Source organism: Pararhizobium capsulatum DSM 1112, from assembly GCF_030814475.1.
In the GTDB taxonomy this organism is placed as follows: Bacteria; Pseudomonadota; Alphaproteobacteria; order Rhizobiales; family Rhizobiaceae; genus Pararhizobium; species Pararhizobium capsulatum.
Genome location: NZ_JAUSVF010000001.1, coordinates 2,666,589 through 2,680,611 on the forward strand (window position 1 = coordinate 2,666,589; position 14,023 = coordinate 2,680,611).

Below are 14,023 nucleotides of genomic sequence, written 5' to 3' on the forward strand. Positions count from 1 at the left end.
TCTGTGGGCGGAAAGTAGCATGCCCCTGCCCTTGCCCTGTGACAGCGGCAAGATCAAGGAAAAAGGCTCATACGCTGCGTTTATCAAGCACCGAACACCGACCATCCCGTCCGGTTGGCCAGCATCTCCAGCGCTAGCGAACCCAGCAGCGAATTGCCGTTGTGATTGAGGCCTGGCGACCAGACGGCCACGGACGCTCGGCCGGGAGCGGCAACCAGAATGCCGCCGCCCACGCCACTCTTGCCGGGAAGACCGACCTTATAGGCAAACTCTCCCGAGCCGTCATAGTGGCCGCAGGTCAGCATCAGCGCGTTGATGCGCCGGGCCCGCTGGCGCGAGACGACCGAGTGTTTCGTCAGCGGATTGCTGCCACCGGCCGCGAGGAACAACCCCGCCTTGGCAAGCTGCCGGCAACTCAATGAAAGCGCGCACTGGTGAAAATAGACGCCCAGCACATGCTCGACTGGATGGTCAAGCTTCCCGAAGGAGCGCATGAAATTGGCCAGCGCGAAGTTCCGGTAACCAGTTGCGGCTTCCGAGCGGGCAACTTCGCCGTCTATGAGAATGTCTTCTTCGTCAGCGAGATAGCGCAGGAAACGCACGACCTCGCCGATCGCTTCTTTAGGCGTATGTCCCGCAAGCACGAGGTCGGTTATCGCGATGGCGCCGGCATTGATGAAGGGATTGCGCGGAATCCCGTGCTCGTGCTCGAGCTGGACAATGGAATTGAAGGCGGAGCCGGACGGCTCTCGCCCGACGCGCGTCCAGATATTCTCGCCATGCTTACCAAGCGCCAGCGTCAGCGTGAACACCTTCGATATGCTCTGGATGGAAAACGGAACGTCAGCATCGCCAACCATATGCACCGCGCCATCGACCGTCATGATCGCCATGCCGAACCGTTTGGGATCGACGCGGGCGAGCTGCGGGATGTAGTCGGCCACCTTGCCCTCGCCCAGCCGCGGCGTTAGTTCGCGGTAGATGTCATCGAGGACGGCTTGCAGATCCAACGGCTGCGTATCGGGCATGATCGTGTCGTCTCCGCAAGGCATTCGAACATAAGAAAAAAGCCGCCCATTTCTGAGCGGCTTTTCCAAATTTCACAAGACTTGAAGCCCTGATTAACGGGAATAGAATTCGACGACCAGGTTCGGTTCCATGATGACAGCGTAAGGAACGTCCGAGAGGGACGGAATACGTGCAAACGTGGCAACCATCTTGTTGTGATCAACTTCGATGTATTCCGGAACGTCGCGTTCAGCCAGCGAAATCGACTCGAGAACCGAAACGAGCTGCTTGGACTTTTCGCGAACTTCGATGACGTCGCCAGCCTTGCAGCGGTACGAACCGATGTTGACGCGAACGCCGTTGACCTTGACGTGGCCATGGTTGACGAACTGACGGGCAGCAAAGACCGTCGGTACGAACTTGGCGCGGTAGACGATCGCGTCGAGACGCGATTCGAGCAGACCGATCAGGTTTTCGGAAGTGTCACCCTTGCGACGGTTGGCTTCGTCGTAGATCGCGCGGAACTGCTTCTCGCGGATGTCGCCGTAGTAGCCCTTCAGCTTCTGCTTGGCGCGCAGCTGCACACCGAAGTCGGAAAGCTTGGACTTGCGGCGCTGGCCGTGCTGGCCCGGGCCGTATTCGCGGCGGTTCACCGGGGACTTCGGACGGCCCCAGATGTTCTCGCCCATACGGCGGTCAATTTTGTACTTGGACGATTCGCGCTTGCTCATCGCATTTCCTTTCAAAAAGTTGCACCGGTTTGTTTCCAAACCGGATGAAGGAAACACGCCCTCCTCTGAACCCGATTTTGCGAGCTCTGACAGGTTTCTCACATTACGCTAACGGAGAAGCCACGGGACATGTCAAATAAAACACCGGGCGTTTCGGCCCGGCGTTGTGGGCGTTGTTAAGGCCAATCGCCGGGAATGTCAATGCCAGACAAACGTATTTGTCCAAACCTTCACCGCGAGAGAAATATCTCGACACGCCGATTGAGGCGACGTGCATTCGTCAACTCGGCACCGGACAACCCCTTTTCCGCTACCAGCGGCTCGCTTACGCCGCGCCCCTCGGCCGAAATAGTCATAGGCTGCCCGCTGGGTTGCGCCAACATCCACGCCCTCACCGCGTCCGCCCGCTCGTGGGAAAGCTTTTGATTGTGATCTTCGCTACTTGTCTCGTCGGTATGGCCGACGATATGCACCCGTCGCGCATGAAACGCCCCAATTCTCCGGAATTCCGCTGCGAGAACCGAAAGCGCATCCGGACGCAATTTTGCGCTATCGACCTCAAATAGTACCGTCGAGCCGATTTCTATCCGCGCTTCCGCCTGTCCCACCTCTGTCGCCAACGCGGACAGACCGCCAACAAAGCCGATACTCATTACAAAATAGAGCGTGAGAAGAATCGCACTTGCAAGAAAGAGCGACATTCGCGTCCATACGAAAGGTTCATTGCCGCCCGATCCATTGAAAAAGTCCTCAGGCGATCGCGGCAGCGGCCCTTGCGGCATGCGCTCTTCAGGCAAGTCCGCGAGATCGCCCTTCAGGACCTTCTTCGACAGGGGATCCAGCCAGAGGCCCTTGATGTGCCGCTCGCCGTCAAGGCCGGTAAAGGTCATGAAGTAGCTGAGAGTGACGTAAACGACCAGTGTGGCGAAGGCCGCAAAACAGGTTGTCAGCGCGACTGGCGTCAAATCCATGCCAATAGGGTCGCGTTGGTGATAGAGATAGATGGCGACGACCACAATGACGGACGCAATCATTGCCCACCACTCCGCAAAGCGCCGCGCCTTCGCGTCAAATGGCGGACTGAAATTCCAGGCGCGGAAAAGAAGCGTGAAGAGCAGGATACCGGTCGCGATGACTGCAAGCACGGTCGTGACAACACTTCGGAATGGACCCACGCTGTTCAGCGCATTTCCAACGTCTCCAAGGATTCCGATAAGCCAGCCCAGCATCGTCGCTCCGCTAGAATAGAGTAGCCGCCGAGCTTGTTCGTTTCCAGGAAACTTCGTGTGTTCCGGTATCGACGACCGCCGGCGGCGTGGCCTTGCGAAAGGTCCAGTAACCGCAATCGAGATTCTGACTGATGCTTCCCGAGGCATCCGTGCGGCCAAGCACGGTCCAATGCGTGCGATGTTGGAAAGTGCCGTCAACGACCACGGACGCAGATGCTGTGCTGAGGGTAAAAAAGATGGACCTGCTGCCGCTGCCCGCCATTCGAAAGCTGGCCGCAGCCAGTTCCACAGACGCCCCGAACAACGAATAGACGCCGTATATGGCATCATCTATGTCCGCGACCAGAAACAGAAACGGGGATCGGTCGATGAGTGCGATCACTTCGGCCCGCCCGAGTTCGGCGGGAATGATCGCTTGGTTATCGAACAGCCAGGGTTGTGGCGCAGTAAAATCAAACAGCGGCCGACTACGACGGTATGTCTTTGGCGTGCCGTCGGGAACAAAAACAGGGACGCCATCAAGATCCCACTTGCGGCAGAGATCAAGAACAGCCTCGATCCGTGCGACTTCCGATATCAACCATGTCTTCAAGAATTCCGGGGCATTCTCCTCAATCGGAAGGTCCCGGGCCTCTTCAAATCCCAAAGAACGGTAGATCTCCCGTAACAAATCCTGGAGAACTTGCGGCAGTTGATCAAACGGCAAGTCGCGTGGCAATTGATCGATCGGCAAACGCCATCGCTCAGTCCCTAGCTTGCGCAGCCTTTGTCCAAGGTCTTCGGTGCCTGCCTCGACGAACATGCCTGCGCCCCCCCCCGAACGTTTTACAAACGGCCAGGATGACTTCGCCACAAAGTGGCCGCCTTGCCAAGGGTGCAACTGGGATATTTAAATGGATTTGCGACGCTTTATTCAGCATCCACTGAAATACCAACCGCATTCGGATCGCCCGGCGCGGTCTCGGCCTGAAGGTCGGGGAACGCGACGATGCGCTTGCCGGAAAAGTCGCTGTGAACGACAATCAGCCCCTGCTCCTCGAAATAGCCGAGCAGGCGACGGGCGCGACGGGCGGAATGGGTGCCATAGGCGCGGGCGATCATTGCGTCTGAGGGGCAGATGAGGCTGCGAAGGGCCGATTGCGCCACCAGCAGAAAAACGCCCTGGAGATCGTCTGTGACATTCCGCGACAGATCGAGCGCGGCTTTCCAGGCCTCGGTGGCGGCGGTCTCGCCATCCACGCCGGAGCGGGCAACAGCCATCTTGCGACGAAAAGCACTGAGCGAGAGCGGAGCACCAGGAACGCGACGGATGCGGCAACGGACGAGGAAGTCCTGGAACAATTCCGCATCTGCCCGGAAAGCTGCATTGGGATTTTCGAGAATTTCACCGAGCAGCCCGTCGAGAAGCGCCTCACGCTCTTCGGCAGGCATCTCCGGCACGGGCGCTCGTGGTTCGCTCGCCATCACCGGTTCCGGTCTCGGCCGCGAGAGCTCGGCGAGGATATCGGCCGCCGGACGCGGTTGCGCGCTCGGGCGTCGCACGATCGGACGAACCAATTCGTCCGGGTCCGGGGTGAAGATCAGATCTTCCACGTCGACCACCGCTTCCGGCAGCGGCGTCAGCTTCGGGCTTGTAGAGCGTGCGGAGGTCTCTACAGCGCCGATCGTCACCGGCAGCGGTCGGCGTGACAAAGCCGGCCCGAGTGCGACGAAGGACCCGCGCTTCAGATCGCGGAACATCTCCGCCGTGCGGCGATCCATACCGAGCAGGTCGGCGGCGCGCGCCATGTCGATGTCGAGGAAGGTGCGTCCCATCAGGAAATTGGAGGCTTCCGCCGCGACGTTCTTGGCAAGCTTGGCCAGACGTTGCGTCGCGATCACGCCCGCCAGCCCGCGTTTACGGCCACGGCACATCAGGTTCGTCATCGCACCGAGAGAGACCTTGCGCGCCTCTTCCGACACATCTCCGGCAACAGACGGCGCGAACATCTGCGCTTCGTCAACCACGACCAGAACCGGATACCAGAACTCGCGATCCGCATCGAACATAGCATTGAGGAAGATGCCGGCATTGCGCATCTGCAGCTCGACATCCAGCCCTTCGAGCGAGAGCACGCATGAAACCCGGTGCTGGCGGATCCGGTTGGCAATTCCGATCAGCTCGGCTTCGGTGCGCTCGCCGTCGATGACGACATGACCGAATTTGTCGGCAAGCGTAACGAAATCACCTTCGGGATCGATGATGCACTGCTGCACCCACGGGGCGGATTGTTCGAGAAGACGACGCAGGAGATGCGATTTTCCGGAGCCGGAATTGCCCTGGACCAGAAGGCGCGTCGCCAGAAGCTCTTCGATATCGAGGGGAACGTTGTCTCCATTGGAGGTCGTTCCCATGTCGATGCCGACTTTCATGTCTACCTCGTTCTGTAATGCCTGGAATCGAAAGGCGCCGCCACGCCTCGAAGGCGAGCCTTACCACGTTTTCTTGACCGTGCGCGGCGCAAGGCAAGAAACCCACAGGTTAGAAGCTCTTTGTTTACCGTACCGTCAGCCCGAAACCCTGCATCAACCGACGGGTTGAAAAATCCGGGGCGCCGGACGTGAAGATCGCCGGGTCCTCGCCGATCAACGGCTCGAAACCTTCCGTCCCCGGCACAAGCCGCCGTGCCTGCCGGGCAATCGCTTCAGCCGGGTCGAGCCAGTCGACCGGCCAGGGCGCAAGCCGGCGGAACACATTGGCCATAAATGGATAATGCGTGCAGGCCAGGACGACAATATCGGTCTTGGCGCCATCCTGCTCTGTGAAGCAGGGGCCGATTTCGGCAAGCACGTCCACATCTTCAACCGCTTCTCCACGAATATAGCTTTCCGCCATGCGCGCCAAATTCTGCGAGCCGACAAGCGTAACGTGACATTGCGAGGCGAAGGATTGAATGAGGTCGCGCGTATAGGCCCGCTTGACCGTGCCAGGGGTTGCCAGAACGGAAACGAGCCCGGAACGTGTCCGCTCGGCAGCTGGTTTTATGGCCGGCACCGTGCCGACGAAACGCATATCCGGGAACGCAGCCCGCAGATCGGCGCCAACCAGCGTAAAGGCCGTGTTGCAGGCGATCACGCAGATTTCGGGATCGTGCTCGGCAAGCAGCTTTGCAAACAGCGCGACGATCCGCTCCTTCAAAGCGGCCTCCTCCCAGCCGCCATAGGGGAAACCCGCATCATCGGCGACATAGATGAAATGCCGCTCGGGCATCAGCACACGCGCCTCGCGCAACACGGTCAGGCCGCCAATGCCGCTATCAAAGACGAGGATGGGTTTCAGGTCAGCTATCGTCACCGGGTTCTTCAATCTGCTGCTCGGTAGAGCGGACATTCTGGCGGGAATCGGCCGGTGCTCCCGCCCCGCGCGGCGCTTCGCGGGTAAACCGGTCGAGAGAGGATATGATGCCGCGAACCAGCCGGATCTCTGATCCCGTAAAGCTCGGCCGCGTCAGCACGGCACGCAGGTTGTCGATCAATTTCGGCTTTTTAGCGATGGGCCTGAAATAGCCGCGAGCCTCCAGCGCATCCTCGACATGGTCGAAGAGCCCCTGCAATTCATCCTTGGTGGCGGGCACCTGCGGCAGGGCTTGGAAGGATGTCTGCTCAAGCGATTCCATGCTTGTCTTCATCCACTCATAGGACATGAGCAGCACCGCCTGCGCCAGATTGAGCGAGGCAAAGGCAGGATTGACGGGAAAGGTCACGATCTCGTCGGCGAGTGCCACTTCCTCGTTGGTGAGGCCAGTGCGCTCGCGACCGAAAAGAATACCGGTGGCCTCACCAGCCTTGAAACGTGTCCGCAGGGTCTCCGTCGCCACGACTGGTGAGCGAACAGGCTTGTAGCCGTAGCGATCCCGCGCCGTCGTCGCATAGACGAAGTTGAGGTCGGCAATGGCTTCCTCTGTCGTATCGTAGACCTTGGCATTGTCAATCACATGATCGGCGCGGCTTGCGGCCGATTTCGCCTTTTCGCTCGGCCAACCATCCCGCGGATTGACGAGGCGCAGTTCGGAAAGCCCGAAATTGGCCATGGCGCGCGCCACCATGCCGATGTTCTCGCCGAGCTGGGGATGAACGAGAATGATCGCCGGTCCTTCGGTGATCAGTTCGCGCCCGCTGTGTGTGCCTGCCATTCCGTCTAGCCTTCAATCTGTGTTTCGCGCTTCCCTCGCATAAATGCGGCCTTTTTGAAAGCAGTTGAGCAAATACGTTACTGCCCGTCCTGTTCCGCGATCGCACGCAGCTCTTCTTTCACTGAACCGGCAGCGCGCGTAATATCATCGATAACCGGGTGGCCTCTTTCTTGCTTGACCATGAAATGCAGCTCCGTTGGCTTCCAATCCGCGTCGCGCTCGCCCAGGCAATGGGTGTTGTCGAAGGTGACGCGGACATCAGCCGTTCCATCAGTTTCGCCGGTAGGCTCCATCTTGAGATCGTTCAGCGTGCAGCTGTCCTGCCCGCTGACGATCACGTCGTAGTCGAACGGCGAATCACCCTCGTCATAAGCCGGAAACTTGGAGGCCGCCCGGTATATGCCGGCGAAATCGGCGCTGTAGATGCGATCGAGACGATCAACGTCGAAATAGTCCTTACCCTCGGTGGGGTTTTCGGACCACCCGTTGACCGCCTCGTCCATGATTTCGCGAACCGGTGGGAGCGGATCGAATGCATGCGCGGCAAAGGCGACCGAGAAGAACAGGGGCAGAAGGGTGCGGTGTTTCATTGATGTCTCCGAATGCGGCGCAAAGCACCGTTGTTGAAGGTGTCTTAGTCCTTTCCATGGCAAAGCGCGAGACGTCGCAACCGCCTCTCGCGAACCCTGCAATGTAGTATCCCGCTAACACCCGCCGGTCCCGGTGACATGGCATTCTTTCCCTGCACGCAACGCGATGGAGGAAACGATGAGCGGCAAGAAAATCCTGATGATCTGCGGCGACTTTGCCGAGGACTACGAAACCATGGTGCCCTTCCAGGCGCTTCTGGCCGTCGGCCACACCGTCCATGCCGTCTGCCCGGGCAAGAAGGCGGGCGACCATATCGCAACGGCGATCCATGACTTCGAGGGCGACCAGACCTATTCGGAAAAACGCGGCCATAATTTCGGGCTGAACGCCAGCTTTGATGAGGTCCACGTGGCGGACTACGACGCATTGGTGATTCCTGGCGGTCGCGCCCCTGAATATCTGCGGCTCAACAACGATGTCATCGCCGCCGTCCGACACTTCTTCGATGCCGGCAAGCCTGTTGCAGCCATCTGCCATGGCGCGCAGCTTCTGGCCGCCGCTGGCGTCCTGAAGGGCCGCACCTGCTCGGCTTATCCAGCCTGCCGCTACGACGTCGAACTCGGCGGCGGCACCTATGCCGAGATCGGCATCGATCAGGCCGTGACGGATGGCAATCTGGTGACGGCCCCGGCATGGCCTGCCCATCCGGCCTGGATCGGCCAGTTCCTGACTGTGCTCGGCACCCGTATCAGCCACGACGTACCGCTCGCTTCGGCGGCCTAAACACCGTCTTGCAAAACCGCACCGAAGGGCGGAGACTTTGCCAGGCAATCCGGGCATCGGACATTCTGGGAGGAATTGATGTGCAGACTGTTTATCGGCGCCGATTCGGCGCTCTGGCACGGTGTCACCCGTTCGGTGCGGATCGACGGCGTCTCGACCAGCATAAGGCTTGAAAGCTTCTTCTGGTCGATCATCGAGGACGTCGCCGATCGCGACCACATGTCGGTCGGCCGTCTGATCGGCCGGCTCTACGTGGAATCACTCGAAGAAGGCCACGCCCTCGAAAATTTCACCTCTTTCCTGCGGGTGTGCTGCGGCCGCTATCTGGCTTTGCAGCTCGATGGGCTGGTGCCGACCGACCGCGCGACAACGATCGCGTCGCTCGATGCGGAAAGCATTCTCGCCCGCGAGGGCCGGCAACGCGAAAAGCGTGCGGAACGCGAATATCCAAGGCTCGCCTCCGGCCATTGAACCGCATCCAAAGCCAAAGTTTCCGCTCAGCCGAAAGTTTAGCGCCGCGACGAACGGTTTCGGCGCTGCCGCGACTTTGCCTCGCGCCAACCGGATGCTATAGGGGCCCAACCCCGGTTCTTTCACCACCATCAAGAGGTTTCGTACATGGCAAAGATCAAGGTCGCCAATCCGGTCGTCGAGCTCGACGGCGACGAGATGACCCGCATCATCTGGCAGTTCATCAAGGAAAAGCTGATCCATCCCTATCTGGACGTTGATCTGGAATACTACGACCTCGGCATGGAAAACCGCGATGCCACCGACGACCAGGTGACCATCGATGCCGCCAACGCCATCAAGAAACACGGCGTCGGCGTCAAGTGCGCGACCATTACCCCGGACGAAGCCCGCGTCGAGGAATTCAAGCTGAAGAAGATGTGGAAGTCGCCGAACGGCACGATCCGCAATATACTCGGCGGTGTCATCTTCCGCGAGCCGATCATCGCCAAGAACGTGCCGCGCCTCGTTCCCGGCTGGACCAAGCCGATCATCGTCGGCCGTCACGCCTTTGGCGACCAGTACCGCGCCACCGACTTCAAGTTTCCCGGCAAAGGCAAGCTGACGATGAAGTTCGTCGGCGAAGACGGCAAGGAAATCGAATACGACGTGTTCGATGCGCCGTCTGCCGGCGTTGCCATGGGCATGTACAACCTCGACGATTCGATCACCGAATTCGCCCGCGCCTCGCTGAACTACGGTTTGCAGCGTAATGTTCCGGTCTATCTCTCGACCAAGAACACCATCCTCAAGGTCTATGATGGCCGCTTCAAGGACATCTTCCAGAAGGTCTATGAGGAAGAGTTCGCAGCCAAGTTCAAAGAAGCCAAGCTCTGGTACGAACACCGCCTGATCGACGACATGGTCGCCTCGGCGCTCAAGTGGTCCGGCGGCTACGTCTGGGCTTGCAAGAACTATGATGGCGACGTGCAGTCCGACATCGTTGCCCAGGGCTTCGGCTCGCTCGGCCTGATGACCTCGGTTCTGATGACCCCGGATGGCAAGACGGTTGAGGCAGAAGCTGCCCACGGTACTGTGACCCGTCACTACCGCCAGCACCAGAAGGGCGAGGAAACCTCGACCAATTCGATCGCCTCGATCTTCGCCTGGACCCGCGGCCTCGCGCACCGCGCCAAGCTCGACGACAACGCCGAGCTCGCCCGCTTTGCCGACACGCTGGAAAAGGTCTGCGTCGAAACTGTCGAATCAGGCTTCATGACCAAGGACCTCGCGCTCCTCATCGGCCCCGATCAGCCGTGGCTCTCCACCACCGGCTTCCTCGACAAGATCGACGAGAACCTGAAGAAGGCCATGGCTGCCTGAGCCACCTTTGACTTGCAGCAAACGGCGGGATTTTTCCCGCCGTTTTCATATCCGAAACCAGAAATGATGGGATGCCCCCGATGACGACCATCCGTCCGCTTGAAACCTCGGACTACGCAAACTGGCTACCGCTCTGGCTGGGTTATCAGCGTTTCTACGAGGTAGTGATCCCCGACGAGACGACGGCTGCGACCTGGGCACGCTTCCATGCCGAAGCCGAGCCGATGCACGCGCTGGGAGCGTTCGATAACGAAAACCAGCTCGTCGGAATCGTTCATGCAATTTTCCATCGTTCTACCTGGCTGCCTAAATGGACCTGCTACCTGCAGGATCTTTATGTGGAAGACAGCCAGCGCGGCCTTGGCGTCGGTGCAGCGCTGATAAATGCCGTCGCCGATCTCGCGCGTGAAAACGGTGCCGGTCGGCTCTACTGGATGACCCATGAAACCAATGCGACTGCGCGGCGGCTCTACGACCAGATCGCCGAACGATCCGGATTTATCCAGTATCGAAAGGCTTTGTAGGCCTCTCCAGCAGATGTGAATTTACAAAGACCGGCAGCCCGCCGGTTTTTTTGTGCACTGCGGAACAAACTCTACTGCGCTGCGTTCGAGAAATGGGAACATCTTTCGCGACCGTAATTTCTGTGCCGATCGATCGCCCTCATCCGATGAACCGACACATGAAGAGATGATGAGCACCAGCACCGAAGAACACCGTCTGCCCCGCATTGCGCTGATTTCAACCCATGGATATGTCGCGGCGGAACCGCCGCTCGGCGCCGCCGATACGGGCGGCCAGGTCGTTTACGTGATCGAGCTTGCTCGAAAACTCGCCCTACTTGGCCATGAGGTCGATGTCTACACGCGCCGTTTCGAGGATCAGCCGGAGTTTGATCAGGTCGATGATCGCGTGCGCGTCATCCGTATTCCCTGCGGTGGGCCTGATTTCATTCCCAAGGAATATCTCTACCAGCACCTGATGGAATGGTGCGAAAATGCCGTCCGCTTTATCCGCAAGAACAACTTCACTTACACGCTGATCAACAGCCACTACTGGGACGCCGGCATCGCCGGCCAGCGGGTTTCCGAGGCGCTGGGCGTCACGCACATCCACACGCCCCATTCACTCGGCCTCTGGAAGAAACGCCAGATGGAGACGGATTATCCAGACAAGGCCGATACATTCGACAAGGAGTTCAACTTCTCCGAACGCATCAAGCACGAACTGATCATCTACCGTTCCTGCAGTATGGTCATCGCCACGACGCCGATCCAGGTCGAGGTTCTGGTCAACGACTACAACCTGCCGCGCGACCGTGTGCACATGATCCCCCCGGGCTATGACGACAACCGTTTCTTCCCGGTCTCCAAGGCGACACGTGCCATGGCACGCCAGCGTTTCGGCTTCGAGGGCAAGGTGGTGATGGCCATGGGCCGCCTTGCGACCAACAAGGGTTACGACCTGCTGATCGACGGTTTTTCCGTTCTGGCCGAGCGCGAGCCTGAAGCGCGACTGCATCTGGCCGTCGGCGGCGAGAACATGGACGAGCAGGAAGCCGGTATCCTCAACGACCTGAAGGCTCGTGTGAAAACGCTCGGAATCGAAGACAAGGTTGTCTTCTCCGGCTTCGTCAGCGACGATGATCTGGCGGATTTCTACCGCGCTGCCGATCTCTTCGTGCTTTCCAGTCGTTACGAACCCTTCGGCATGGCCGCGATCGAGGCGATGGCCAGCGGCACGCCGACGATCATCACCATCCACGGCGGCCTCTTCCGTGCCGTCAGTTATGGCCGCCACGCGCTGTTTGCCGATCCGTTCGATAAATACGATCTTGGCATCACCATGATGAAGCCGCTGAAGCACGAACGGCTGTATGGTCGCTTGTCGCGCATGGGTGCTCACAAGGCGCGCAGCCTCTTTACCTGGACCGGCATTGCCCAGCAGCTCGTTGCCGTCGTTGAGAGACGGCCGATGCCCCAGGCGCTTGACGACAACGAATGGTCGGAACCCTGGACGGACGGCGACTGATGCCTATCCGCCTTCTCTGCTGCGATATCGACGGCACGGTCACAGGTGATGCGGCCGCGGAAGCGCGCTTTCGCGACGCGTGGCTCGGCCTTCCCGCCGATAAGCGACCGCTGTTCGTCGTCAACAGCGGCCGCCTGATCGAAGACCAGCAAGCTTTCCTGCGAACCACGAACCTTCCGGCGCCCGATATCATGATCGGTGGCGTCGGCACTATGTTCTGGGCTATGGACGATGGCGGCCACAGCGAAGCCTTTTCGAGTTTCGTCGGACAGGTTTTCGACACGAAAGCAATCGCAGCAACACTTGCCACGATCAAGGGCATGGAACGGCAGCCGGCGCGCTATCAGCATGCCCATAAGTCGAGCTGGTATCTTCGCAATGCCGAACCTTCCACGCTAAGTGACATCGAAGCGCTGCTGCAGGATGCAGGCCATGAGGTTCGTATCGTCTATTCCAGCGCGCGCGACCTCGATATTCTGCCGCAAGGTGTCGATAAGGGCGCGGCCCTTGCCTGGCTCTGCAAGCGGTTGGATATCGCGCTGAAAGACGTGGTCGTCGCCGGCGACACCGGCAACGACCTGGGCCTTTTCGAGCTGCCCGACGTACGTGGCATCGTCGTCGGCAATGCCCTGCCGGAGCTTAAGGCCATCACCGCGGGGACGCCGCGCTTCTACGCCGCTCGGCAGACTATGGCGGACGGCGTGCTCGAAGGCTTGCAGCATTTCGGTCTTGTCAACGGCTACTCAAGCGGCAGGTGAATGTCGGTAATCAGCTCCGTCGGTGATGTGTCGCGCGGGTTGTTGACGTAGTGCTCAAACATGACGGTGTCGCGCACCGCGCGGCCGGATGCCGGAAGCCAGGTGCCATAGAGCCATTGATAGGCGGCGTGCATGTCTGCATAGGGGCCTTTGTGACGCAATACGGCATAGGTGCCGCCGGCAAGATCGCGTCCTTCCAGGGGAGCTTCAAGCGGTATATCCGTAGCAAGCGTTACGCATGCGAAGGATCGCAGCTTCTCTTCCTCGATCAGATCCGGATCGTCGAGATAAACGCCGATCATCTCCATGTCCGGTCGCGCAAGGTTGCGCGCAAAAAGCGCTCCAAACAGGCTTTCGAAAGCCCGCCCGATTGCCATATAGGAGCCATGATGCGGCACACCCGCGAGCTTGCGGGGCTCCAAAGTCTTGATTGTCACGTCGTACATTGCCTTATCGTCCTTTGCTGTTGTCGATTGGAAGACGGTGTGGCTTCCCTTCTTGCGGTACCGGGCCGGCGGCAGGCCATAAGTCGCCTTGAACAACCGGTTGAAGGACTGGAGGTTGGGAAAGCCTGATCGCCTTGCGATCGACAGGACAGACAGGTCAGTGCGGACAAGATCGCCTGCCGCCCGATGCAGCCGCAAGCGCCGGACAGTCCCCGCCAGCGTCTCGCCATGCACCGCCCGGTAGATCCGGTGCCAGTGATGGGGCGAGAGACAGGCGATCTCCGACACGCGGTCGAGATCGAGGTCCCCATCGAGATGATCGTAGATGTAGGCGGAAACCCGCCGCAGGCGCTGTTCGTATTGGGCCCAGATTGCCTGTTCCGTCATGTCGATCCTCTTCAAGCCGAACGACGGCAGACAACCATACCAGCGTTTGACAAA

15 protein-coding genes are annotated in these 14,023 nt (G+C 59.6%); 6 read left to right on the forward strand and 9 right to left on the reverse strand.

All coding sequences use genetic code 11. The features are described from left to right. Positions 1-83: 83 nt before the first annotated feature. The 8 genes from QO002_RS13045 to QO002_RS13080 all read right to left on the reverse strand — a co-directional run bounded on the left by QO002_RS13045 (position 84) and on the right by QO002_RS13080 (position 7,730). On the reverse strand, positions 84-1,028 hold the full coding sequence (locus QO002_RS13045) for a glutaminase (RefSeq protein WP_307230279.1): 945 nt from the start codon (positions 1,026-1,028) through the stop codon (positions 84-86). A 93-nt stretch (positions 1,029-1,121) separates the two neighbouring features. Beyond that, the gene (gene rpsD, locus QO002_RS13050; RefSeq protein WP_307230281.1) at positions 1,122-1,739 is read right to left on the reverse strand and encodes a 30S ribosomal protein S4; all 618 of its coding nucleotides are present in this window, start codon (positions 1,737-1,739) and stop codon (positions 1,122-1,124) included. Between the two features lie 230 nt (positions 1,740-1,969). Then, a complete protein-coding gene (locus QO002_RS13055; RefSeq protein WP_307230283.1) occupies positions 1,970-2,968 on the reverse strand; it encodes an OmpA family protein in 999 nt (332 codons plus the stop codon). 10 nt (positions 2,969-2,978) lie between these two features. Continuing rightward, the gene (locus tag QO002_RS13060) at positions 2,979-3,770 is read right to left on the reverse strand and encodes a hypothetical protein (protein ID WP_307230285.1); all 792 of its coding nucleotides are present in this window, start codon (positions 3,768-3,770) and stop codon (positions 2,979-2,981) included. Positions 3,771-3,877: 107 nt separating this feature from the next. Next, positions 3,878-5,380 (reverse strand): ATP-binding protein, encoded by a 1,503-nt coding sequence (locus QO002_RS13065; RefSeq protein WP_307230287.1) that lies wholly within the window; start codon positions 5,378-5,380, stop codon positions 3,878-3,880. Positions 5,381-5,504: 124 nt separating this feature from the next. Beyond that, positions 5,505-6,302, reverse strand: coding sequence for a glutamate racemase (gene murI / locus QO002_RS13070; RefSeq protein WP_307230289.1), 798 nt, complete (start codon positions 6,300-6,302; stop codon positions 5,505-5,507). Next, on the reverse strand, positions 6,289-7,140 hold the full coding sequence (locus QO002_RS13075; protein ID WP_307230291.1) for an RNA methyltransferase: 852 nt from the start codon (positions 7,138-7,140) through the stop codon (positions 6,289-6,291). The genes murI and QO002_RS13075 overlap by 14 nt, the downstream gene beginning before the upstream one ends. Before the next feature lie 77 nt (positions 7,141-7,217). Continuing rightward, entirely contained in the window at positions 7,218-7,730 is a 513-nt protein-coding gene (locus QO002_RS13080) for a hypothetical protein (protein ID WP_307230293.1), read from the reverse strand. A 178-nt stretch (positions 7,731-7,908) separates the two neighbouring features. Here QO002_RS13080 and QO002_RS13085 point away from each other — a divergent pair, with 178 nt between their 5' ends. The 6 genes from QO002_RS13085 to QO002_RS13110 all read left to right on the forward strand — a co-directional run bounded on the left by QO002_RS13085 (position 7,909) and on the right by QO002_RS13110 (position 13,136). Beyond that, positions 7,909-8,514, forward strand: coding sequence for a DJ-1/PfpI family protein (locus QO002_RS13085; RefSeq protein ID WP_307230295.1), 606 nt, complete (start codon positions 7,909-7,911; stop codon positions 8,512-8,514). 78 nt (positions 8,515-8,592) lie between these two features. Next, entirely contained in the window at positions 8,593-8,985 is a 393-nt protein-coding gene (locus QO002_RS13090; RefSeq protein ID WP_307230297.1) for a ribbon-helix-helix domain-containing protein, read from the forward strand. Positions 8,986-9,132: 147 nt separating this feature from the next. Beyond that, positions 9,133-10,347, forward strand: coding sequence for an NADP-dependent isocitrate dehydrogenase (locus tag QO002_RS13095; RefSeq protein ID WP_307230299.1), 1,215 nt, complete (start codon positions 9,133-9,135; stop codon positions 10,345-10,347). Between the two features lie 80 nt (positions 10,348-10,427). After that, positions 10,428-10,871: a GNAT family N-acetyltransferase gene (locus tag QO002_RS13100; protein WP_307230300.1), complete on the forward strand. Its 444-nt coding sequence runs from the start codon at positions 10,428-10,430 to the stop codon at positions 10,869-10,871. Positions 10,872-11,040: 169 nt separating this feature from the next. Next, complete coding sequence (locus tag QO002_RS13105; RefSeq protein WP_307230302.1) at positions 11,041-12,378, forward strand: glycosyltransferase family 4 protein; 1,338 nt, start codon at positions 11,041-11,043, stop codon at positions 12,376-12,378. Continuing rightward, a complete protein-coding gene (locus tag QO002_RS13110) occupies positions 12,378-13,136 on the forward strand; it encodes an HAD-IIB family hydrolase (protein ID WP_307230304.1) in 759 nt (252 codons plus the stop codon). The genes QO002_RS13105 and QO002_RS13110 overlap by 1 nt, the downstream gene beginning before the upstream one ends. On the opposite strand, the gene QO002_RS13115 is transcribed toward QO002_RS13110, so the two are convergent. Continuing rightward, a complete protein-coding gene (locus QO002_RS13115) occupies positions 13,118-13,969 on the reverse strand; it encodes an AraC family transcriptional regulator (protein WP_307230306.1) in 852 nt (283 codons plus the stop codon). The two genes, QO002_RS13110 and QO002_RS13115, sit on opposite strands and share 19 nt — an antisense overlap. Positions 13,970-14,023: the final 54 nt, after the last annotated feature.

What these genes read in the sequence shown, in the direction of transcription:
- QO002_RS13090 (WP_307230297.1), top strand. Translation starts at nt 8,593, where the DNA reads ATGTGCAGACTGTTTATCGGCGCCGATTCGGCGCTCTGGCACGGTGTC.
- QO002_RS13110 (WP_307230304.1), top strand. Translation starts at nt 12,378, where the DNA reads ATGCCTATCCGCCTTCTCTGCTGCGATATCGACGGCACGGTCACAGGT.
- QO002_RS13080 (WP_307230293.1), bottom strand. Translation starts at nt 7,730, where the DNA reads ATGAAACACCGCACCCTTCTGCCCCTGTTCTTCTCGGTCGCCTTTGCC.
- QO002_RS13075 (WP_307230291.1), bottom strand. Translation starts at nt 7,140, where the DNA reads ATGGCAGGCACACACAGCGGGCGCGAACTGATCACCGAAGGACCGGCG.
- QO002_RS13085 (WP_307230295.1), top strand. Translation starts at nt 7,909, where the DNA reads ATGAGCGGCAAGAAAATCCTGATGATCTGCGGCGACTTTGCCGAGGAC.
- QO002_RS13105 (WP_307230302.1), top strand. Translation starts at nt 11,041, where the DNA reads ATGAGCACCAGCACCGAAGAACACCGTCTGCCCCGCATTGCGCTGATT.
- QO002_RS13055 (WP_307230283.1), bottom strand. Translation starts at nt 2,968, where the DNA reads ATGCTGGGCTGGCTTATCGGAATCCTTGGAGACGTTGGAAATGCGCTG.
- rpsD (WP_307230281.1), bottom strand. Translation starts at nt 1,739, where the DNA reads ATGAGCAAGCGCGAATCGTCCAAGTACAAAATTGACCGCCGTATGGGC.
- QO002_RS13100 (WP_307230300.1), top strand. Translation starts at nt 10,428, where the DNA reads ATGACGACCATCCGTCCGCTTGAAACCTCGGACTACGCAAACTGGCTA.
- QO002_RS13045 (WP_307230279.1), bottom strand. Translation starts at nt 1,028, where the DNA reads ATGCCCGATACGCAGCCGTTGGATCTGCAAGCCGTCCTCGATGACATC.
- QO002_RS13060 (WP_307230285.1), bottom strand. Translation starts at nt 3,770, where the DNA reads ATGTTCGTCGAGGCAGGCACCGAAGACCTTGGACAAAGGCTGCGCAAG.
- QO002_RS13115 (WP_307230306.1), bottom strand. Translation starts at nt 13,969, where the DNA reads ATGACGGAACAGGCAATCTGGGCCCAATACGAACAGCGCCTGCGGCGG.
- QO002_RS13095 (WP_307230299.1), top strand. Translation starts at nt 9,133, where the DNA reads ATGGCAAAGATCAAGGTCGCCAATCCGGTCGTCGAGCTCGACGGCGAC.
- QO002_RS13065 (WP_307230287.1), bottom strand. Translation starts at nt 5,380, where the DNA reads ATGAAAGTCGGCATCGACATGGGAACGACCTCCAATGGAGACAACGTT.